The following is a 21,093-nucleotide window of genomic DNA, read 5'->3' as shown; positions in this document are numbered from 1 at the left end:
GGTCCGGAGGGCTGAGGTTAGTCGTATGCACAAGCGCGTTCAAGCCGTTGTCCACAGCCTAGGGCAGCATCAGGCGCCCCACGTGCACATCCTGTGGATGGCGACGCGCCTGTAGATAACTCGCCTGTGGAAACGTGGATAAGTGTGCCTCCGGCAGCCTAGGTGTCCCTCAGATCCGATTGGACGGCGGGGGAGTTCGTGAGACCGATGGGGAGGTGGGGGAGAGGAAGCCCCGCACTGGTGGGGTCTGTGGATAAAAACATGGGTTTCGTGGGCCTTGCCCATTCGACGTTGCCGAGGGGTGACGTCGTGGACGGCCGCTTCCTCGCCGTGAGCGGGATCGACGGCCGGTTCCTCGCCGGAAACAGGCTCGCAAGCCGCTCATCATGGGCGTAGGCGGCCCTGAGAGCTTCATGGATGCGACCGGGCGCGACGGGCGGGGCGCGGGGAAGGAGAGCCGCCTAACCGGCCGCAGGCCCGCGACATCGGCGCCGGCCAGGCCGCCGACCACCGGTCAGCGCCACCCCGCCGACCACCGGTCAGCGCCACCCCGCCGACCACCGGTCAGCGCCACCCCGCCGACCACCCCACCGACCTCACGACCACCCCGGCCGACCACCCCGGCCGACCACCCGGGAGCAGCCCGGAAGAGCACCCTGGGGTGCACGCCGGGAAGGCGGTCGCGATGAGGCCTCACAAGTGAGCTCTCAGCCAGTGCCGCCGGCTGCGGGACCCCCCGTGTGCTGACAGCGGCGGGAGCGCGGTGTGCCGCCGGCTGCGGAAGCCCCGTGTGTCGACGGCGGCGGAGTGTGCCGGTCCGGATACGGTGACGGGCGACGATACGGTGACGGACAACACACCCACCCACGCCGGCGTCCCGGCCCAGCACTCAAACCGCAAAGCCGGCATGCAAGCCGCAAAGCCGGGACGCAAGTCACAAAAACGGTCGGTGGAGCGCCGCGAAGATCGGCGTCTGGTTTGACCTAAAGCACGTGTGCCCCGTAACGTACGACGGTCGGCTTGTCACGCGGCGGTGCTTCCGCATGCCCTCGCGGGCCTGGCAAGCCAGCCCCGTGAGTCTACGGCGTCTTGAATCCCAAGGCGCGCCCTGAAGCCTGGAGCCCACTCGTGAGCAAGCGTACTTTCCAGCCGAACAACCGCCGCCGCGCGAAGACCCACGGCTTCCGGCTGCGCATGCGCACCCGTGCCGGCCGCGCGATCCTGGCCGCTCGTCGGCGCAAGGGCCGCGCGAGCCTGTCCGCCTGACGGCCTGCCGTCACCGGGTCAGTTTTCATCGGTCGTCGCCCGCCGGGGTCTCTCCCGGCGGGCGATAGCCGTACCCACCCTGATTCCTTCTGAGAAGGTCCACTCGTGCTACCGCGCGGATCCCGCATGCGTCGCGGGGAGGATTTCTCGGCCGCGGTCCGCAAGGGCGGCCGGGTGGGTCGCCCTACCCTTGTGGCGCATTTGCGGCTCCGCGATGACGTTGATCTACCGCCGCTGGTGGGGTTTGTGGTGAGCCGTGCCGTCGGTGGTGCTGTGGAGAGAAACAAGGTCAAACGTCGGCTCCGTCACCTGATGCGCGACCGTCTAGAACAGCTTCCGAGAGGTAGCCTGCTTGTAGTACGCGCCAATCCACCGGCCGCGTCCGCGCGAAGCGAGCGCCTCGCCGCCGAACTCGATGTCGCGCTGAATCGTTTACTCAGGCGGCGAGGGTCTGGTCCACAGGCCCCGAGGGATGGACAACGATGACGGAGGCGCAGCACAGAGCAGGGCTCGGAGCACGGGTCCTGATGGGGCCGATTCGGTTCTACCGGGCCTTCATCAGCCCGTTGCTAGGTCCACGCTGCCGCTTCTACCCTTCGTGCAGTGCCTATGGGCTTGAGGCGATAGCCGTATACGGCCCACTGCGCGGATCATGGTTGACGATCCGGAGAATCGGGCGTTGCCACCCTTTCCATCCCGGAGGTTTCGACCCGGTGCCCTCACGCCCGGTCCGGTCTCACGATAAGCAAGGGAGCTAGCTCAGTGGAGCTGTCCTGGCTGAACTGGCTTTATACAGCCGTCGCGCAAGTCATCACCTGGATCCACCAGGGCTATAGCACCTTCCTTGCGGAGGACAGCGGCCTTAACTGGGCGTTGACCATCATCACGCTGACCGTGCTCATGCGTCTGCTGATCTTCCCCCTCTTCCTCAAGCAGATGCGCTCGTCGAAGAAGATGCAGGAGCTGGCGCCAAAGGTCCAAGAGATCCGAAAGCGCTACAAGAACGACAAGCAGCGCATGAACCAAGAGGTCATGCGTCTGTACCAGACGGCCGGCGCCAACCCCCTGGGCGGCTGTCTGCCAATTCTGGCGCAGTTCCCGATCTTCATCTCGATGTTCACCGTGCTGAACGCCATGGCCCACGGCCAGGTCAAGTTCGGCATGACGCAGGAGCTGGTCAACAGCGCGCGTGCGGCGCACATCTTCGGCGCGCCCATCCCGGCAACGTTCTTCATGAGCGGCTCCGACATCGAGGCGCTGAACGCGACCCCGGTCACGACCAAGATCGTGCTCGCCATCTTCGTGGCGATCAGCTCGTTGACGACCTTCCTCACCGTCCGGCAGAGCGTGACCCGCTCGATTCAGCAGATGCCGGACAACCCGATGGCTCAGCAGCAGAAGATCCTCATGTATCTCTCGCCGTTGTTTGCCATCTTCAGCCTTAACTTCCCGCTTGGCCTGATCCTCTACTGGGTCACGACCAACGTATGGACCCTTGGCCAGCAGCACTGGTTCTACAGCCGTCACCCGATGCCCCAGTTCGATGAGAAGGGGCGGGTGATCCCGGTCCAGCCCAAGGCTGGCCTGTTGAGCAAGGTGCTTAAGGGCAACAAGGAGCCCGAGCCCGCACCCGAGCCGGAGCCGAAGCCGAAGATGGTCAGGCAGCAGCCCACTCGGCAGACCCGTAGCAAGCGCACGGGCAGCAAGAAGTCGTAGCCCCGGGTCTCTCGACCCGACAGCATGAAGGAGAGGCCGGACGTGACCGAGGCCGAGCAGGAGACCGTAAAGACCGTTCCCGACCTTGCCGCCCTGGAGCAGGAGGGCGAGATCGCAGCGGACTACATCGAGGGTCTCCTGGATATCGCCGACATCGACGGTGATATCGACATGGACGTCGAGGGTGACCGCGCCGTCGTGTCGGTAGTCGGTGTGAAGGGGATCGACCTCGTCGGCCCGAACGGGGAGGTGCTGGAGGCGCTTCAGGAGTTGACGCGCCTCGCCGTGCACCGGCAGACGGGGGAGCGCTGCCGGTTGATGCTCGACGTCGCGGGTTACCGGGAGCACCGCCGGAGTGAGTTGAGCAAACTCGGCACGAAGATCTCCGAGGACGTGAAGCGCACCGGCGAGCCGCACGCGCTCCAGCCGATGACCCCCTTCGAGCGCAAGGTCGTGCACGACGCCGTCGCCGCGGCGGGACTGCGGTCGGAGTCGGAAGGCGAGGAACCCCGACGTTTTGTGGTGGTCCTCCCGGTGTGACGTATGTGACGCACCACCGTGATGTACGGCGGAAGCCCGCTCAGCGATGAGCGGGCTTCTCTCGTTTCCCGGGCTTGATCATGAAAAATCGTGGTTTCTCGTGTCACATGAGGTGTGACGGTGAGGCGCGCTGGCCGAGCCTCGTACGGCCACGGCATGTCGCCCGTTAGCCTTAGAACTCGTATGGACACGGTCACGTGGTGCATTCCACGTCACCACGGGTTGTCAAGTCGAGTGAGTGATGGCGGATAACGCGGAGCGAGAAGAACTGCCCGAAGCACCGGACGTGGCGCGTGAGGTTTTCACCGGGGATGCGTGGGCGAAGGCACAGGTGTTTGCCGAACTGCTGGCCGGCCCGGGAGTGGTCAGAGGGCTGCTCGGCCCACGTGAGGTGCCACGCATCTGGGACCGCCACTTGCTCAACTGCGCGGTGGTCGCCGAGGTGCTGGCACCTAAGGTCAAACTTGTGGACATCGGCTCCGGTGCGGGCCTGCCGGGACTCGTCCTGGCGATCGTGCGGCCGGACATCACGGTCACACTGCTTGAACCACTGCTTCGCCGTACGGTGTTCCTCAGCGAATGCGTCGAAGAGCTCAAACTGGACAACGTCGAGGTGTTGCGCGGGCGGGCGGAGGATCTCGTCGGCAAACGATATTTCGACGTCGCCTCCGCACGGGCGGTCGCTCCGCTCGACCGGTTGCTCTCCTGGGCGTTGCCGCTGCTGCGTGAAGGGGGAGAGCTCCTGGCGATGAAGGGTGAGCGCGCCACCGAGGAACTGGCCGAGGCACAAGGGCAATTGCGTGCCAGTGGGGTGCAAACGGCAGAGCTTGTCTCAGTCGGGCACGGTAAGGTCGAGCCGCCTGCAACTCTGGTTCGGGTGGTCGCAGGCCGCGCGCCCGAGCGAGACCACAAGGCGTCGCGCCGCCGACGAAAGAGGTGACAGTGGTGTCGGGTACGGCAAGCGGCCTCGGATGGCCCGGGGTCAGCGTCGCCGTGTCCCGCGAACGGCCCTCCGGCCTCGGCTGGCCGACCGCTCCCCATGAGCGCTCTGCCGCGCCGGCTCCCCCTGGCCCGGCCGCGCCGGACACTCGTGGTCCGGCTGAAAGGACGACCCCCGTGACCCAGACCCCCCTTAACCCCGGCGATTCGCCGCTGGTACGAGAGGCACTCAGTTCAGTGGTTTCACGTGAAACATCGGCCCCGGCTCAGACGAAGACGTCCGCGCGTGCGGTGGGGGATTCCAGGGAAGCCCGTGACGGTGACTGGCCGCGTCCGCCGAAGTGCCGCATCATCGCCGTCGCCAACCAGAAGGGCGGCGTAGGCAAGACCACGACCTCGGTCAACCTGGCCGCCGCCCTGTCGATGCACGGCCTGCGGGTGCTGGTCATCGACCTCGACCCGCAGGGGAACGCCTCCACGGCTCTGGCGATCGAGCATCGGGGGGACATTCCCGACGTTTACCAGGTGCTCGTGGAAGATCGGCCGATGGCTGAGATCATTAAAGAAGTGCCTGACATGCCGGGCCTGTGGTGTGCTCCCGCTACCATCGACCTCGCCGGCGCCGAGATCGAGCTCGTCTCGCTGGTCGCCCGCGAATCCCGGCTCGCCAGGGCCATCAATGCGCTGGACACGATCTCTTTCGACTACATCATCATCGATTGCCCGCCGTCGCTTGGCCTGCTCACAGTCAACGCTCTTGTGGCCGCGGATGAGTTGCTCATCCCGATCCAGTGTGAGTATTACGCGTTGGAGGGCCTCGGCCAGCTTCTCCGCAACGTCGACCTGGTCAAGGCCCACCTCAGTCCACGGCTAAACTTGTCGACGATTTTGCTCACGATGTTCGACGGGCGCACCCGGTTGGCTTCGCAGGTGGCCGAGGAGGTGCGGTCGCATTTCAAGGACACCGTCATCAGCACAGTCATTCCGCGGAGCGTTCGTGTGTCCGAGGCGCCGAGTTATGGCCAGTCGGTCATCACGTACGATCCCGGGTCGAGTGGCGCCATGGCCTACGTCGACGCCGCTCGTGAACTCGCTCACCGGGCCGCTCCGGCGGTCTGATCCGTACGGCACCGCCGTACCGCCTGATCTGTACGGCACCGCCGTACCGTGGCGTCGATCGTGGAGTCATGGGCGGCGGTGCGCCCGTTTCGTCGGCGTGGGATTCGCGGGGCCACGCCATTGATCCGTCATGTGGGGATCGTTGGGTGTTGGATGTGGGTGCTTGTCGGTGAACACGTGCTTTCGCCGCTGCGTTCTGACAGGTGATCGTTAACTTTCCAAGGTTGCGGCCCTATGATCGAGAACCTCTGGACCGACATGGGATAGCCCTCGGACCTGTGAACACGCCTGACCAAGCGCCGCTCTCGCCACGTCTGAGTGGAAGCACACGTGAGCGGGACCGCCATTCGGGGGTGAGGGCTGCTCTTGACCTGTTGGGCGACAGGAGAGATCAAGGGAGGCCGGAAGGCTTGCCCTGATTTGTGTATACCGTCGGCGGATGCTCAGCTACCGAGCGGCGCCTGCGGCGGTAATCTCTGCTTGGTGTGACCGGAAGCGGCCGGGTGAACGTAGGAGACGCATTGAGCCAGCAGCGGCGTGGACTTGGCAGGGGACTCGGGGCGCTCATACCGCCCAAGCCCATCGCTCCAGACCCCGAAACGGTGCTTCCCAGCGCCCCTCCCGCCGCCAATACGCTCGTGGAAATCGCTCCGCGACCGGTGCCCGGAGCCTACTTCCAGGAGATCCTGCTCGAAGAGATCGAGCCCAACCCCCGGCAGCCCCGTAAAGCCTTCGACAGCGAGCGGCTAGAGGAGCTCACCTCTTCGATCAAGGAGATCGGCCTTCTCCAGCCGATTGTGGTGCGCGCCATCGCCGGCGGGAAATACGAGCTCATTATGGGGGAGCGCCGCTGGCGAGCCTCCAACCGCGCCGGCCTCACCCACATCCCCGCCATCATCCGCAGCACCCAAGACGATGAGATGCTCAGGGAAGCCCTCATCGAGAACCTCCAGCGGGAGCAGCTCAACCCCCTGGAGGAGGCGGCCGCCTACCAGCAACTCCTCGACGACTTCGGCGCCACCCACGAACAACTCGCCCTTCGCGTCAGCCGGTCCCGGTCACACGTCACCAACATGCTGCGCCTGCTGAAACTGCCGCCCGAGGTGCAGAAGCGGGTGGCGGCCGGGGTGATCAGCGCCGGACACGCCCGAGCGCTGTGCGCGCTGGAGGACCCCCACCTTCAGGAGCACCTCGCCCGGCGCATCGTCGCCGAGGGCCTCTCCGTGCGCACCGTCGAGGAGATCGTCGCCGTCGGCGACGCCCACGCGGGCAGCGCCCCCACCCGCGAACGCGCCACCCGCAAGACCCCCGCCCCCGCGCTACGCAACCTTGCCGACCACCTGTCCGACCGCTTCGAGACCAAGGTGAAGGTCGACATGGGGCGGCAGAAGGGGCGCATCGTGGTGGAGTTCGCCAGCATCGACGACCTTGAGCGCATTATCGCCACGATGGCCCCGGAGGCCATCTCGTCCATGCACGACATGGACGAATAGCACTGGCGGTGCGACGCTCGTGCTGGCGCCGCGATGTTTCACGCGAAACATCGCGGCGCTGCTTGTTTGGGAGGGCCAAGGTTTCACGTGAAACATCGGCTGGGGACAGTCGCCGGGGATTCCGGGATTCCGGGATTCCGGGATTCCGGGATTCCGGGGTTCCGGGGTTCCGGGGGACCGGCGGGAGGAGCGCTGCACGGGGCGATGTTTCACGTGAAACATCGTGCGAGGCGAGCGCCCACCCCCTGAACAGATCAGGCGTTGCAGCGATCCCTGGAACCTAAGGGGTGGGGGGATGAGGTCTGCTGGTCGATCGGTCGCCGCTCGGTCTGTCGTCACGGCTGAGTGAACGAGCCGGGCTCGGTTTCGATGAGGATGCCGCGGCTGGTCAGGCGTTTGAGTTTAACGCGGGCGTTCTGGATGTCGTTGGGCGTCAGGGGCAGGTCCAACGCCAGAGCCAGGTCGCGGGCGCGCAGCGAGCCGCCGGTCTCGCCGAAGACGGTGAGGATCTGCTGGATCCACACGATCACATAATCACATCACGGATGGAGGCTCACGTGAGGCGCTCTCAGGGGTTCGAGGGCGGCTAGGACGAGGTCGAGGCCGAAGGTGAACTCCTCCGCCGGGTCGTAGCCGGCAGCGGCGAGCACCGCGGCAGACTCGTTGAGGTAGGGGAACTCGTCAGGAGGAAGCTGGGGCAGGAAGACGCCCTCGGCGATGTCCGCGAACTCATCGGCGGTGTCGAACGGCAGGCTGGATTCCTGCAGGGCGAAACCGTAGACATAGCTGTCGAGCAACCAGTTGGCGTGCGTCGCCATCATGACCGTGAAGCCGGCCCTCCGCAGGCAGGCGGTGACCGCTTCGCGGTGGCGGAGGTTCGCGGGCCCCGGCGATGTCCGCGACTCCATCAGGCCGATCGCCCACGGGTGGCGTGCGAGAACCTGTCGGGCGGATACCGCCCGCCGTCGCATCGCTGACTGCCAGTCGGTCTCTTCAGGCGGGAGCTCGATCTCCTCGAACACGAAGTCGATCATGGCGTCCAGCAAGTCCTCCTTGCTCGCTACGTAGTAGTAGAGCGACATCGCGCCCGCGCCGAGCGCGCGAGCCAGCTGGCGCATGCTCAGCTCGCCGACCCCCTCTCGGTCGGCGAGCCGTACCGCCTCGACCACCACCCGCTTCTTGCTCAGCCCCGCATCTGACGCGACCTGGCGTCGTTCCCTTGCAGACAACGGGTCTCCTCGCTCCCTCCGGCTTGACAATCGTCCAGCGTACGGTCATGGTACAGCGTACTACTATTGGTACAGCGTACGAAGTACGGTGTACGAACCGGCGAGAGTCGTAGCTCGGACGTGAGGAGGCTTCTGTGGGAATCGAACAGTGATCGAATGCCGGAGCACGCCTGGTGCAGGGGGAGTCCGGCCGGGGCGCCGACGATGCGGGCCGCCCTCAGTGCTCGAGTCGTCCGAGGTCGTCGTCCCCGCCTGACGACCGGACCGACGAGAACGACCCAACCCGTGCGTATGCACGCCCCAACCTGCCGCCACTCCGGCGGACGGATCGCTCCTCTCGAAAGAAGAACCGATGACCATCCGAACGAAGAACCCGAACCTGCTCGACAACCCGCCGATCCCCGTGCAGGCCAAGCTCGCCGCCGCATGGACCAGCTTCATGTTCCTCTACATCTACGTCGACTACTTCCACCTCTACAAGCCTGGCGCCGTCAACGACATCCTGGCTGGCGTCGTCTTTGAATTCGACATCAGCCCGATGTTGTTGACCATTTTCACTGCGTCCGTGGCGATCCCGATCCTGATGGTGATGCTCTCCATCACGCTGCCCGCCCGGGTGAACCGCGCCACGAACCTCGTCGTTGCATCGCTCTACATCCCCTACTCAGTGTTCAACGCGGTAGGGGAGTCCTGGGAGTGGGCCCCCTTCTACGGCCTCTCCATCGGAATCGAGGTGCTGCTCCTGGCCTTCATCCTGCGCTCCGCCTGGACATGGCCTCGAACCTCAGCCGTCCCAGCCGGTCTCGCGACGACCGACCTTCGACAGTAGGTCCGTGTAAAGCCCTACGGCGCGAAGCCCGCCGCCGCGGACACCGGGCCGACCGTGACCAGCTCAGTCGCGGCATACGCAGAGAAGCTGCTCACGAGCGGTCCTGTGTCCGCGCCAGCCGTGCCTGTAGGCCGAACGGTGGCTGACCGACCAGCAGACCTCATCCAACCAACCGCAACGGCGAAAGGGGCATTAGCTGGCTTGACGCACTCTCAGGGGGCCGGGGCGATGTTTCACGTGAAACATCGCACGCGGACGTCCAACGGCGGTGGTTAGGCTGCCCGCATGGCGAAGACTCTGGATGAGGTTCCTGAGCGAGTCTGCGCGGCTTACCTTGAGTTGGCCGACCGCTATCTGCCGGGCGTGGTGGAGGGACTCTACCTTCAGGGGTCCATCGCGCTCGGCGACTACCGGCAAGGGAAGAGCGACATCGACTTTGTCGCGGTGGTCAGCGAGTTGCCCGATCCGCAGCTGCTTCGCAAGGTCCACGCCGAGTTGAAGGCCCGCCATGCGAAGCCGTACTTCGACGGCCTGTACGTCACCTGGGATGACCTACGGCGCGATCCCGAGCAGTCGCCGGCCGGGCCGAGTGTGGGGATGAGACGGTTCCGGGAGGCAAGCCGGGATGAGCGGCACCTGGTGACGTGGCATGTGCTCGCTCAGGGAGGCGTCGCCGTACGGGGACCGGCGATTGATGAGCTCGGGGTCTACACGGACTGGGACACCTTGGAGCGCCGTACGCGCGAGAACCTGGAGGGCTACTGGACGCGGTGGGTCGAGCGTAGCTCTTCGTTGGCGTCGGTGTGGGGGGTGTCTGTGCTCAGCGGCTATCTGACGACGTGGGGAGCTCTTGGTGTGACGCGGCTTCTGCACACGCTGGCAGTGGGCGAGGTGACGTCGAAGAGCGCCGCGGGGGACTACGCGTTGAAGGTGTTCGATGAGCGCTGGCACCGGATTGTCCGTGAGGCGTTGCGGCTCAGGTGTGGCGGGCCGCCGCTCTATCGCAACCCATTCCACCGCCGGGCCGACCTCCTGGCCTACATGGCCATGGTGTTGGAGCAACGCTGACCCGACTGCGTCGTACTCTCCGCGGAAACTATCTACGGGCTGCCCTCTCCGGTATCGGGTTGCAGGGCGAACGGAGGCTCGAGGTCAGAGTGTTTCACGTGAAACATTGCCCTTGAGCGTGTCCCCGATGGCAGAGATGAACTGGTCGACGTCCTCCGTCGTGGTGTCAAAAGAGGTCATCCACCGAACGACCGGCCCCGCGGGGTCGGTGACGTGAAAGCGAAAGCGTTCCTGCAACGCCGAGATGGCCGCCTGGGGGAGCGAAGCGAAGACGGCGTTGGACTCCACCGGGTAGACGATCGAAAGCCCTGGAAGGCCGGACACCCCGGCGGCCAGGCGGTTGGCCATGGCGTTGGAGTGGGCGGCGTTGGTGTGCCAGAGGTTGTCGGTGAGGAGGGCGGTCAGCTGGGCTGAGACGAAGCGCATTTTGGAGGCGAGCTGGAGGGACTGCCGCCGGAGGTAGGGAAGGCTTGATGTGAGATCGGGGCGCAGGACGATGACGGCCTCCGCGCCCAGTGCGCCGTTCTTGGTGCCGCCGAAGCTCAGGATGTCCACACCGGCGTCGGTGGTGAAGGCGCGGAGGCCGGTGCCGAGGTGGGCGGCGGCGTTGGCGAGGCGGGCGCCGTCCATGTGGAGGAGAAGGCCGTGTGCGTGTGCGGTGGAGGCGAGAGCGGCGATCTCTTCCGGGGTATAGCAGGTGCCGAGTTCGGTGATCTGTGAGATCGAGACGACTTTGGGCTGGGGTTCGAGGTGGCTGCCGAGACCACCAAGGTGGGCGGTGATGTCGGCGGGGGTTAGTTTGCCCTGGGGCGTATGCGCGGTGAGGAGTTTGACGCCGAGTAGCCGCTCGGCCGCGCCGGTCTCGTGGGTGGCGATGTGGGCGGTGGCGGGGCAGATGACCGCGTCGTAACGTCCCAGCGTGGAGGCGAGACCGACCAGGTTAGCTCCGGCGCCGTTGAACACGGGGAACCCTTCGGCTGTGGGGCCGAACTGCGCCTTCACCCGCTCGTTGAAGGCGGCGGTCCAGCCGTCGGCACCGTACGCCGGGGCGCGTCCTGTGTTGGCCTCGGCGAGCGCCGCCATGATCAGTGGATGCACGCCCGCGTGGTTGTCACTCGCGAAGTCCTGCACAGGAGGGAAGTCGTTGCGCATTGCGCCAGGGTACGGGCTCCGTGATCCACGGCGACCGGCGCTGTCCCGTGTGGCGGCCGTCCCTCGATGTTTCACGTGAAACATTGCCGGCTCGTCACCGCCATCCGCTCCCGCCCGGCGGCGGGCCTCCACAACCCGTGGCCTGCCCTCGTCGGCCCTGGCATGGGACAGTCGGCTCTGAAATGAGGCAGCCGGCTTCCGCCGGGCGGTCTCAGCCGCGGCCGCCTTCCGCCGGCCCTCAACGTCAGCACGGGGCAATGTGCCCAAGGATTCGACGGCGGCGACATCGCCGTCGCGGTCGACCGCCGCTAGTGCTGTGGCCGAGAAGGTTCGCCGGGTTGGCCGCCCCAGCCGGAGGGCAGCATGTAGGTCCAGCCCGGTTGCCAGGTGAACGGGGCTTTGAGCAGGTCTAGAAGGGAAGCCCCGGAGAGCAGATAGTCCAGCGCCCATTGGTTGGCCGTGTGGGCGATCAGCAGGATTCGCCTGCCGTCCCAGTCCCGGGCCAGGTCTTGGAGGAAGGTGTCAGTGGCGGCAACAACCTGTAGGTAGCTCTGCCCACCGGGAAAGGGGTCTTCGAGGTGCCGGGCACGCCGGGCGGCGACGAGCTCGGACGGCCGGCCGTTGAACTCCCCGTAGTCGCATTCACGCAGACGGGTGTCCAGATGAAGCGGAGGCCGGCCGTCGGGGAAGGCGATCCTGGCGGTCTCGACGGAGCGGTAAAGGTCGGAGCTGAACACGGCTGCGATGTCCTGGCCCCGGCGCCGTTCGCCGAGTTCACGGGCTTCGCGGCGTCCCTGCGCCGAGAGGCGGCCCGGAAGCCGGCCGGTGGAGATGCCGGCCTCGTTGTCCGTGGTGGTGGCGTGGGTCTCGTAGATGATTTCCACCGTCATCCCAGGCCTCCTAGGGGCAGGTCTGCAGAACGGACCGAGTCATGCTGCCTCGGCGATGAGGGCGCGTCCGCGCCGGCGGAGGCACTTCTCACTGGGGATGCGAGCACCGGGCGGCCGGCAACATCGGAGCTTTGGCCACCCGGCGCACACGGACAGCCTGAGCTACCGCACCCCCGCCGGCCGGATCGAACGTCCCCGCACATCCAACCGCCACAAATACCAAAGAGCGTTAGCCGCGGTTGGCCGCGACGGTGAGGAGGCCGCGGCAGAGGGAGCCGAAGTCGCGCCCCGCAGATTCGACCGCCATCGGGAACAGGGACGTCTCCGTCATCCCAGGCGCGACGTTGACCTCCAGGAAGTGGCATTCTCCCGAAGCGTCCACGATGAGGTCGGTGCGGGAGATGTCCCGCAACCCAAGGGCCGTGTGTGCGATGACAGCCGTGGCCTCGCAGGCGGCGATGGTTTCCGGGCTGAGCCTCGCGGGAGCGAAGAACTCGGTGCGCCCAGCCGTATAGCGAGCCGCGTAGTCGTATGCCCCGCCGTCGGCGACGATCTCCACCGGGGGAAGGGCGATGGGCCCGTCGCCGAGGTCGACGACGGAGACGGAGACCTCCACCCCGTCGATGTAGCGCTCAATGAGCGCCGTATCCCCATAAGCGAAGCAGCCGACCATGGACGCGGGCAGGTCCTCGGCGGTGCGCACCATGGAGGCGCCCAGGGCGGAGCCGCCACGAGCGGGCTTGACGAAGAGCGGCAGCCCCAACCGCTCCACAATCCGTGTGAGTACGGCAGAGGCCCCCAGGTCGTGAAATGTCTCCTTAGGCAAGGTCACCGAGTCCGGCGTCCGCAAGCCCACAGAGCGCACCACGGACTTCGCCGTAGGCTTGTCGAAGGCCACTCTGCACGCATCCGGCCCGGCGCCCACATAAGGCAACTCCAGCAACTCCAGCACCGACCGGATGGCCCCGTCCTCCCCGGAACCTCCGTGCAAGGTCACAAAGACCGCGTCGGGTGGATCGGCCAGCACCGAGGGCACGAGGCCTGCATCGGTGTCACGCGTCTCCACATCGACCCCGGCGGCGCGGAGCACTTCGCTGACCCGGCGGCCCGAGCGCAGTGAGACCTCACGCTCGTAGGACAGCCCGCCGGCCAGGACGAGCACGTGGCCGAGATCGCTCATAGGGGACCTCTCTCTCAGACAAATGCGAGCGGCTGACGCCTTCCCACGTGGGAAGGCGTCAGCCGTACAGCATCTCAGGCGAGGTCCGGTCCCGGTGTGTCGACGCCGCCGTGGTCGGGGGCCGAGCTGGTGCCGAACGTGTCGCGGAGCCGCATTTCCTGCTCGATCACTCGGGCGAGACGGCGGACGCCTTCCCGAATGCGGTCGGGCTCCGGATAACAGTAGGACAATCGCATATGCCTTGCGCCCCCACCATCCGTGAAGAATCCGGTGCCGGGCACAAAAGCCACCCGTTCGGAGACCGCACGGGGGAGGATCGCCTTGGAGTCAAGCCCCTCGGGCAAGGTCATCCACACGAAGAACCCGCCTCTTGGGCGGGTCCAGGTGCACCCGGCGGGCATAACCGCCTCAAGTGCGTCGAGTAGGGCGTCGCGGCGCTCACGATAAAGCTCGCGGAAAGTTTTAATCTGCTCCCGCCACGGCTGTGTCGCGAGGTATTGCCCCACCGCGAGCTGGGTGAACGACGAGTGGGAGAGCACGGCCGACTCCATGGCCAGCACGAGTTTCTCCCTGATCGCGTGCGGCGCGAGCGCCCAGCCCACCCGGAAGCCCGGGGCCAGCGTCTTGGAGAAGGAACCGAGGTAGACGACCCCGTCGGCGTTGTCGGCGCGCAGCGCCCGCATGGGGTCGCCGTCGAAGCCGAGCAGGCCGTATGGATTGTCCTCGATGATCAAGATCCCGGCACGCTGGCAGATCTCCAGCACCTGCCGGCGCCTCGCCACGCTGAGCGTCACACCTGCCGGATTCTGGAAGGTGGGAACGGTGTAAAGGAACTTAATCCGGCTACCCGCGGTCTGGAGAGCGTAGATGGTTTGTGCGAGGGATTCGGGAATGATTCCCTCATCGTCCATGGCGATATGCACGACTTTTGCCTGGTAGGCGCTAAAAGTGCCCAACGCCCCCACATAAGAGGGCCCCTCGGCGAGGACCACGTCCCCGGGGTCGATGAAGATCCGGGTGATCAGGTCGAGCGCCTGCTGCGAACCGACGGTGACCACGACGTCGTCCGGCCCGGACTCGATGCCCTCCAGGCGCATGACCTCGCAGATCTGCTCCCGCAGATGCGGATCGCCCTGGCCGCTGCCGTATTGCAGCGCGACGGGGCCACGCTTGGCTACCAGGTCGGAGACGAGTTCGCCGACCACGTCGAGGGGAAGGGCCGTGACGTACGGCATGCCGCCGGCGAGCGAGACCACCTCGGGCCTCGATGCGACGGAGAAAAGAGCTCGGATCTCGGATGCGACCATCCCGGTAGCTCGTGCGGCATACCGATCGACGTAGGCGTCAATGCGCGAACCTTGCGTCGCGGGCATCCGACCGTGATCCGACTCTTGCGTCACGGTCCACCTCCTAGGTCAGTCGCTTGAAAAACAGGGTACGTCAGCATCGTTCATGCGTTTTGTCCGCCCCTTGGCGAAGTCGATGCCCAACGCACCCGGCACAGCACCTGCTGCGCCGCTGTCACTGAGCTACGATGCCAGACTGGGGAGGCCGTATTCGCACGGTTTTCCGCAAAGACCCTTTGTCACGATTGGGGCCTGCAAGTTGTCGCGTCGGCTGGCCAACGTCACTCTGGACAATCTTGACGATCTGCCGCGCCGGTGCAGGCGGTGCGTCTTCTGGGAGTTGGACCCCGTCAGCGGCGATCGCGCGGCTGAGATGGGTGACCCCGGCCTGGAGAAGGAAGCGTGGATCTCCGCGACACTCCTGGAATGGGGGAGTTGCGGGAAGATCGCCTATGTCGATGGGGTCGCGGCAGGGTTTGTGCTCTATGCGCCCCCGCTCTACCTCCCGCGCTCGGTGGCCTTCCCGACCTCGCCGGTGAGCGCCGACGCGGTGTTGCTGACCACCGCGCACATCATCCCCGAGTTCTCCGGCGGCGGGCTCGGCCGCATGCTGGTCCAGGGGGTCGCCAAGGACCTTACGCGCCGGGGCGTGCGGGCGATCGAGGCATTCGGTGATCTGAAGTGGGAGCAGCCCCACTGCATGATCCCCGCTGAATATTTGCTTTCGGTGGGCTTCAAGACTGTCCGCCCCCATCTGCGCTTCCCCCGGCTGCGCCTGGAGTTGAAGACCGCCATCTCGTGGCGTGAGGACGTCGAGGTGGCCCTGGAGCGTTTGCTGGGCTCCATGAGCCCAGAGAGGGCTCTGCGTCCCGTCTAGGGGTCCCGCGAGTCGAGAGAGGGCTCTGTGTCCCGCCTGGGGGGCTCTCAGCCCCTTAGGGAGCTATGTGTGCCTGATGAAGCCATGTGACGCATGGGGCAAATGACCAGAACCAGGTAAATAAGCACGAGCGGGTAAACGACCAGAAGCCCCCTTACCGGCCGGTAAGGGGGCTTCTCGTTGGGGTGGGGTGCCGCCCGAAAGGAGCGGTGGTACGGCTGACGCCGCAGGGGGCGTGTCCGGCCCGCCCGCGTGGAGTGCCCAGCCGGCGCCCGCCACCGCGACCGGCCCAGCCAGCGGGCCGTCCGATGCGCTGCGTCCGGCGGGGCTCTGCCACCTGGACGGACTAGATGATGCCCTCAAGCTCGCGAAGCAGCATGGCCTTCGGCTTAGCACCGATAATCTGCTTGACGACCTCTCCACCCTTGTAGACGTTCAGCGTCGGCAGTTGGAGCACACCGAAATCACGCGCCGTCTGCGGGTTTTCGTCGACATTGAGCTTCACGATGGTCAGCTTGTCGGCCTGCTCGCGCGAGATCTCCTCCAGGACCGGCGCCACCTGACGGCACGGACCGCACCATTCAGCCCAGAAGTCGACAAGAACCGGCTTGTCGCTCTGCAGCACCTCGGCGTTGAACGTCTTATCGGTCACGACCTTGATTTCGCCCACGGTGTTCTCCTCTGATTGGCTTGGTGAAGCAGATGGCACGGCCTGGCTCTCTGGAGCGCTCAGCTCTCGTGAGCGGCCAGCCAGCGCTCGGCGTCGAGCGACGCCGCGCAGCCGGTGCCCGCCGCGGTGATCGCCTGCCGGTAGATGTGGTCGACCACGTCACCACAGGCGAACACGCCGTCGAGGTTGGTGCGTGTGGTGGGGGAGTCGACCTGGATGTAGCCCTCGTCGTCCAGCTCCACCTGGCCCTTGATCAGCTCGACCCGCGGGTCGTGGCCGATCGCCACGAACAGGCCGCTCACGGCCAGCTCGCTCTCCTCACCGGTGTTGACGTCGCGCAGGCGCACACCCGTGACCTGGTTGTCGCCGAGGACGTCGACGACCTCGGAGTTCCAGGCGAACTTGATCTTCTCGTTGGCGAAGGCGCGGTCCTGCATGATCTTGCTGGCGCGCAGCTCGTCACGTCGGTGCACCACGGTCACCGACTTGGCGAAACGGGTGAGGAAGGTCGCCTCCTCCATAGCCGTGTCACCGCCGCCGACCACCACGATGTCCTTGTCGCGGAAGAAGAACCCGTCACAGGTCGCACACCACGACACGCCGTGCCCGGAGAGCCGCTTCTCGTTGGGCACGCCCAACTCGCGGTAACCCGAGCCGGTGGCCAGGATCACGGTCTTGGCCAGGAAGGTGTCGGTAACGGTCTTCACGACCTTGGGATGGACGGTGAGATCCACCTCGACGACGTCGTCCGCCACCAGCTCGGCGCCAAAACGCTCGGCCTGCTTGCGCATGCTGTCCATCAGGTCCGGCCCCATGATGGCGTCGGGGAAACCGGGGAAGTTCTCCACCTCGGTGGTGTTCATCAGGGCTCCACCCGCGGTCACCGAACCCTCGAAGACCAGGGGCTTGAGGTCGGCGCGCGCGGAGTAGACCGCAGCCGTATATCCAGCCGGGCCCGATCCGATGATGATCACGTTGCGGACGTCGCTCACAACTCCACGCCTTTCCTGTCTGCTGTCGCCAGTCGCGTCAACAGATCCTAGGTCCTGGAGATTCCCGCCCGTCGCAGCCGCTTTCCCGGCCCCCGGAACCAGGCACGAAATGCGACCGAACATGAGCGCGGAACCCGGATAGTCAGCCCCTCGGCCGTAGGCATGCTGCGAATCCATGCGCGAAGCCCCAGGCCCGGCATGTGGGATCAAATGGCAGGCGTACGGCACTGCCGTACCCGACGGCGCGGCCCGAAGTGATCGGGTCCGCACGCCCAGGACAGGTGTACGGCACTGCCGTACCCGACGGCGCGGGCCCGGAGTGATCTGGTCCGGGCACCCAGGACAGGTGTACGGCACTGCCGTACTGTCCGGACGACCCCTGGAACGGTGGCGACCCCCAACACAAAGGCGACCCCCAACACAAAAAGGGCCCCACCCAAGGGGTGGGGCCCGAACAAACGTGTCCTACCAGCGGGCTTCGCTGGGTTTACGCAACGTTTCGCACTGTGCGCCCATGACATGGACACGCACCGTCTGCTTGGACGAGTCCTTCCAGAAAGCCATGATCGAGGCCTCCTGCCCCAGATAGAACGCCTGCTCCACCTGGAAGGGCGTCTCACCCACCCGATCGATGACCTTGTTCACGCACGAGATCAGCTTGTCGCCGACCGACTCGCCCGCAAGCGACGGGGAGGGGGCGAAGTAAGCGCTGAGCGGCCCCTTGAGGTCGGCGTCGGAGTAGGTGTAGCCCGAGTCGGTCACGATGTAGCCCGGCTTCGCCTGCGGCTGCGCCACGGGCGCGCCTCCGGCGGCAGGGGCCGTCGGGTCGCCCTGGGCGGCCATGAGGCCGCCGCCGATCGCGCCGCCCAGGACCGCCACGCTCGCGGCGGCCGCCACGACGGGCATCACCCAGCGCGTGCGTCTCCGGGGGGCTCTGCGGCGTCCCGTCTTGGCGGGCCGCACCGTGCCGTCGCCCGCCACCACACCGAGGCGGACCGGCTCCTCAACAACGACCGGCCCCACGACGACCGGCTCCACAACCACCGGCTTCTCGGCGACCGGAGCCCCGGCGGCCGGCCGGATCGGAGCCGGGGCGGCGGCCACCGGCTCAGGAGTGGAGGATCTCGCCGCGGTCTCCCACGGCGCGTCGCGCATGAGCTCCTCCCAGTCGGGCATGGCGGGCATCTCAGCCAGCCCGACGCCTCCGCGTCCCCGTGCCGCTGTGGCCTCTTCAGCCAGCGCGCGGTCGATGCGGAGCGCGACCCCCATCGGCATCGCCGGAGTCGGCGTCGCAGCGAGCATTTCACGGACAGCCGCGAGATCGGCCAGCAACTCCCCGCAGGGATCGCATATCGCGAGATGCTCGCGAACCTGGCCGGCCGTCATGTTGTCCAGGAGACCCTCTGCGAGATCCGCCAAGATCTCCAGATCGTAATGCGTGTCACCCGTCACGAAGTTGTGCTCCCTTCGCGGATGAGACGCGAGTGAGGTCGGATCGGTTCCGCAGATGCGAAAGAATCGGGGCAAGTTTGGCTCTTCCCCGCGCACACCTGCTCTTCACAGTGCCACTCGGGACATTAAGTACGCCGGCGGCGTCCTCCACCGAGTAACCCATCATGTCGACCAGCACCAAGGCCGCCCGCTGGTCGGCGGGCAGCAGCTTGAGCGCTGCGGAGACTTCCAACGACACCTCGCGCTCACCCGTCTGGTCGGGTAGGTGCGAGTCCCGCTCGGCGGCCTCCATGAGCTCGTCGTCGGCCACGGGGCGTACGGACTTGCGGCGCATGCGGTCAAGGCACGCGTTGACGACGATGCGGTGCAGCCAGGTGGTGACGGCGGCCTCGCCGCGAAAGCTCTCGGCCTTGCGATAGGCGGAGACAAAAGCGTCTTGGACGGCGTCGGCCGCCTCGTCGGGGTCGCCGAGGGTTCGCAGGGCGACGGCCCACATGCGGTCGCGATGCCGCTTGACTATTTCACTGAACGCGTGCGGATCCCCGGTGATGTGCCGGGTCAGCAGATCGGCGTCGGTCAGCGTGGACCTCGCCGTCTGTTCCGCCGCAGGGGGGATCTCGGGTGGAGAGTTCACAAGGGGAATCCTGCTTACGCTGGTCCGGGAGAGTTGACCACTACCTCATAGATGGTGCCACGATAGCCTTGATCCATTGGAACGCGTGTGAACCACAACAAAACGTAGCGGCCGTTCACGGGCTTATCCGGTTTCAGAGTGACCTTGCCGCTGGCGTCCTTCTGCTTGGCCACGACCTTGAGCGACTTGAGCTCGGGTGAGTCGCCGACCTTGAGCTCAAGTGTCGCGCCCGGCGCCTTGGCCAGCGTGGCGTGCACGTCGTAGATCGACACAGACTTGCCCATGTCGAGGATGAGGCCCACGCCGTCCTTCAACCGGCCGAGTTCGTGGCTGTTGTAGTTCTGGGTGTGCCACTCCGTGCTCGGTTTCCCGTCGATCGCGAAGTGAGCCAGGTCCTGGTTCTCGTCGCCGTCGTCGCCGAGCGGGTCGAACTGGTTGGCCTTCTCCGGTTTGATCGCGACAGGCTTGACCTCTTTTTCAGGGGTCGGGGTGCCGCTGGCCTTGTTGTCGGTCGGGTCGGGGCCGGCGCTGAGGTTGCGCCCGAGGGTCCACGCGCCGACTCCGACGGCCACGATCACCAGCAGCACCACCACGGTCGCGAGCGCCCGGTTGACGACGTTCCCCTGGCGCTGCGGGGGCGCGCTCATCATCGTGGTCTTGTAACCGACCGGCTGATAGGTCTGCTGCTGCTGGTACGCCCGGTGCGGGGAGGTTGGCGGGCCGGAGGGATGGGCCACCACGGCCGGGGGGATGGCCGAGATCGGCACGGGGGCCGGACGCGGCACCGCGCTCAGCGCCTCGGCGACCTCCAGGGGAGTGGTCAGGGGAGGCTGGTTCCTGCGCAGGTCCGGCAGGACGATCCGGCAGGTGATCGTGTCGAGGTAGCCGGGCACCCCGGCGGTCACCTGCCTGGGCGAGCAGAAATGCCCGTCGGACAGGGGAGCGGGGGGCAGGTCGGTCTCGTCCTCGTAACCGGGCCAGTGGCCGGTCAGCCCGGCGTAGAGCAGGCGGCCGAGCCCTTCGGCGTCCTCCCGCGCCATGTCGTCGCTCGTCGCGTCCTCCAGCGCGGCGTCGACCGCGAGGCCGAGCACCTTGACGGTGCCGCCCTCGGTCCAGATGAGGCGGTCGGGCCGCAGCCGCAGGTGCGACAGCCCCGCCTCATGGGCGTGCGCGATCGCCTCGGCGGCCTCCGCGACCAGCGCGGCGGCACGCTCAGGGTCGAGCGGCCCTGCCGCCAGCATGTCGGTCAGCGACTCGCCGGTGACCCACTCGCTGACGACGTAGCAGTGGTCCTCCTCCTCGGCCGCGTCGAAGACCTGGGTCAGCCGGGGGTCGGACAACCTGCTCGCCGCACGGGCGGCGGTGACCACCTCGTGCATGCGGGGGAAGTCGGCGTCGAACGTCTGTACGGCTACGGGCCTCGCGAGCACCTCGTCGATGGCCTTCCACATGGTGGCGCCGCCGGACTCCGCCACCCGGTCCTCTAGTCGAAAACGGTCGGCCAGTTTGCTGCCGGGCTCTACCGCAGGGGCACTCATGGTTCCTCCACCCGGGACGCATGACTGCGCACGGAAGGCACAACTACATGCATCGCATGATGCCGGATGGATCCGCCCACGCCCCTCCTGCTTCCATTTGTCGCATGTAGGACACCATGCTAGTGCCGTGCCGTTACATCAATGTTCTCGGTAGTTGCGTCTG

23 protein-coding genes are annotated in these 21,093 nt (G+C 66.5%); 12 read left to right on the top strand and 11 right to left on the bottom strand.

Annotation, left to right across the window (positions count from 1 at the left end):
- Positions 1-261 precede the first annotated feature (261 nt).
- The 9 genes from Ssi02_RS39535 (at position 262) to Ssi02_RS36200 (ending at position 7,073) form a co-directional block, all read left to right on the top strand.
- Positions 262-396 carry a hypothetical protein gene (locus Ssi02_RS39535; RefSeq protein WP_275410797.1) on the top strand — a complete coding sequence of 45 codons (135 nt, stop codon included), beginning with the start codon at positions 262-264 and terminating at the stop codon, positions 394-396.
- A gap of 732 nt (positions 397-1,128) precedes the next feature.
- Positions 1,129-1,266 carry a 50S ribosomal protein L34 gene (gene rpmH, locus Ssi02_RS36235; protein WP_130345073.1) on the top strand — a complete coding sequence of 46 codons (138 nt, stop codon included), beginning with the start codon at positions 1,129-1,131 and terminating at the stop codon, positions 1,264-1,266.
- A 126-nt stretch (positions 1,267-1,392) separates the two neighbouring features.
- Positions 1,393-1,752: a ribonuclease P protein component gene (gene rnpA, locus Ssi02_RS36230; RefSeq protein ID WP_239130319.1), complete on the top strand. Its 360-nt coding sequence runs from the start codon at positions 1,393-1,395 to the stop codon at positions 1,750-1,752.
- The gene (gene yidD / locus Ssi02_RS36225) at positions 1,749-2,024 is read left to right on the top strand and encodes a membrane protein insertion efficiency factor YidD (protein WP_204032637.1); all 276 of its coding nucleotides are present in this window, start codon (positions 1,749-1,751) and stop codon (positions 2,022-2,024) included. The genes rnpA and yidD overlap by 4 nt, the downstream gene beginning before the upstream one ends.
- Positions 2,025-2,028: 4 nt before the next feature.
- On the top strand, positions 2,029-2,982 hold the full coding sequence (gene yidC, locus Ssi02_RS36220; protein WP_204032634.1) for a membrane protein insertase YidC: 954 nt from the start codon (positions 2,029-2,031) through the stop codon (positions 2,980-2,982).
- A gap of 24 nt (positions 2,983-3,006) precedes the next feature.
- Complete coding sequence (locus Ssi02_RS36215) at positions 3,007-3,522, top strand: Jag family protein (RefSeq protein ID WP_204032632.1); 516 nt, start codon at positions 3,007-3,009, stop codon at positions 3,520-3,522.
- Between the two features lie 241 nt (positions 3,523-3,763).
- Positions 3,764-4,462, top strand: a complete 699-nt coding sequence (gene rsmG / locus Ssi02_RS36210; protein ID WP_204032630.1) for a 16S rRNA (guanine(527)-N(7))-methyltransferase RsmG — start codon at positions 3,764-3,766, stop codon at positions 4,460-4,462.
- Positions 4,463-4,638: 176 nt separating this feature from the next.
- Positions 4,639-5,580 (top strand): ParA family protein, encoded by a 942-nt coding sequence (locus tag Ssi02_RS36205; RefSeq protein WP_204032627.1) that lies wholly within the window; start codon positions 4,639-4,641, stop codon positions 5,578-5,580.
- 521 nt (positions 5,581-6,101) lie between these two features.
- Positions 6,102-7,073, top strand: a complete 972-nt coding sequence (locus tag Ssi02_RS36200) for a ParB/RepB/Spo0J family partition protein (protein WP_204032624.1) — start codon at positions 6,102-6,104, stop codon at positions 7,071-7,073.
- A 335-nt stretch (positions 7,074-7,408) separates the two neighbouring features.
- On the opposite strand, the gene Ssi02_RS36195 is transcribed toward Ssi02_RS36200, so the two are convergent.
- The gene (locus tag Ssi02_RS36195; RefSeq protein ID WP_204032622.1) at positions 7,409-7,603 is read right to left on the bottom strand and encodes a hypothetical protein; all 195 of its coding nucleotides are present in this window, start codon (positions 7,601-7,603) and stop codon (positions 7,409-7,411) included.
- Positions 7,604-7,612: 9 nt separating this feature from the next.
- Entirely contained in the window at positions 7,613-8,302 is a 690-nt protein-coding gene (locus tag Ssi02_RS36190; RefSeq protein ID WP_204032620.1) for a TetR/AcrR family transcriptional regulator, read from the bottom strand.
- 352 nt (positions 8,303-8,654) lie between these two features.
- Between Ssi02_RS36190 and Ssi02_RS36185 the strand changes: the two genes are divergently transcribed.
- Together Ssi02_RS36185 and Ssi02_RS36180 are read left to right on the top strand one after the other, a co-directional pair.
- Positions 8,655-9,131 (top strand): DUF6326 family protein, encoded by a 477-nt coding sequence (locus tag Ssi02_RS36185; protein ID WP_204032617.1) that lies wholly within the window; start codon positions 8,655-8,657, stop codon positions 9,129-9,131.
- 285 nt (positions 9,132-9,416) lie between these two features.
- On the top strand, positions 9,417-10,199 hold the full coding sequence (locus Ssi02_RS36180) for a nucleotidyltransferase domain-containing protein (RefSeq protein ID WP_204032615.1): 783 nt from the start codon (positions 9,417-9,419) through the stop codon (positions 10,197-10,199).
- 84 nt (positions 10,200-10,283) lie between these two features.
- On the opposite strand, the gene Ssi02_RS36175 is transcribed toward Ssi02_RS36180, so the two are convergent.
- From Ssi02_RS36175 to Ssi02_RS36160, 4 genes are all read right to left on the bottom strand, one after another.
- Complete coding sequence (locus Ssi02_RS36175; protein WP_204032612.1) at positions 10,284-11,351, bottom strand: threonine aldolase family protein; 1,068 nt, start codon at positions 11,349-11,351, stop codon at positions 10,284-10,286.
- 308 nt (positions 11,352-11,659) lie between these two features.
- The gene (locus Ssi02_RS36170) at positions 11,660-12,241 is read right to left on the bottom strand and encodes a histidine phosphatase family protein (RefSeq protein WP_204032609.1); all 582 of its coding nucleotides are present in this window, start codon (positions 12,239-12,241) and stop codon (positions 11,660-11,662) included.
- A gap of 229 nt (positions 12,242-12,470) precedes the next feature.
- The gene (locus tag Ssi02_RS36165; RefSeq protein WP_204032607.1) at positions 12,471-13,421 is read right to left on the bottom strand and encodes a D-alanine--D-alanine ligase family protein; all 951 of its coding nucleotides are present in this window, start codon (positions 13,419-13,421) and stop codon (positions 12,471-12,473) included.
- Between the two features lie 74 nt (positions 13,422-13,495).
- The gene (locus Ssi02_RS36160; protein WP_204032656.1) at positions 13,496-14,794 is read right to left on the bottom strand and encodes an aminotransferase-like domain-containing protein; all 1,299 of its coding nucleotides are present in this window, start codon (positions 14,792-14,794) and stop codon (positions 13,496-13,498) included.
- A 232-nt stretch (positions 14,795-15,026) separates the two neighbouring features.
- On the opposite strand from Ssi02_RS36160, the gene Ssi02_RS36155 reads away from it, so the two are divergent.
- Entirely contained in the window at positions 15,027-15,644 is a 618-nt protein-coding gene (locus Ssi02_RS36155; protein ID WP_204032605.1) for a GNAT family N-acetyltransferase, read from the top strand.
- Positions 15,645-15,990: 346 nt separating this feature from the next.
- Here Ssi02_RS36155 and trxA read toward each other — a convergent pair whose 3' ends face one another.
- The 5 genes from trxA to Ssi02_RS36130 all read right to left on the bottom strand — a co-directional run bounded on the left by trxA (position 15,991) and on the right by Ssi02_RS36130 (position 20,930).
- The gene (gene trxA / locus Ssi02_RS36150; RefSeq protein WP_275410796.1) at positions 15,991-16,314 is read right to left on the bottom strand and encodes a thioredoxin; all 324 of its coding nucleotides are present in this window, start codon (positions 16,312-16,314) and stop codon (positions 15,991-15,993) included.
- A 59-nt stretch (positions 16,315-16,373) separates the two neighbouring features.
- On the bottom strand, positions 16,374-17,306 hold the full coding sequence (gene trxB / locus Ssi02_RS36145; RefSeq protein WP_204032603.1) for a thioredoxin-disulfide reductase: 933 nt from the start codon (positions 17,304-17,306) through the stop codon (positions 16,374-16,376).
- 465 nt (positions 17,307-17,771) lie between these two features.
- On the bottom strand, positions 17,772-18,758 hold the full coding sequence (locus tag Ssi02_RS36140; protein WP_204032600.1) for an RsmA family anti-sigma factor: 987 nt from the start codon (positions 18,756-18,758) through the stop codon (positions 17,772-17,774).
- A complete protein-coding gene (gene sigM, locus Ssi02_RS36135; protein WP_204032597.1) occupies positions 18,748-19,392 on the bottom strand; it encodes an RNA polymerase sigma factor SigM in 645 nt (214 codons plus the stop codon). Before sigM ends, Ssi02_RS36140 begins: the two co-directional genes overlap by 11 nt.
- A 14-nt stretch (positions 19,393-19,406) precedes the next feature.
- Positions 19,407-20,930: a protein kinase family protein gene (locus tag Ssi02_RS36130; RefSeq protein ID WP_204032595.1), complete on the bottom strand. Its 1,524-nt coding sequence runs from the start codon at positions 20,928-20,930 to the stop codon at positions 19,407-19,409.
- Positions 20,931-21,093 lie beyond the last annotated feature (163 nt).

It is taken from the genome of Sinosporangium siamense, assembly GCF_016863435.1.
GTDB classification, from domain to species: domain Bacteria; phylum Actinomycetota; class Actinomycetes; order Streptosporangiales; family Streptosporangiaceae; genus Sinosporangium; species Sinosporangium siamense.
The sequence above is the reverse complement of the archived record's forward strand: the minus strand, read 5'-3'. Positions and strand labels throughout refer to the sequence as shown.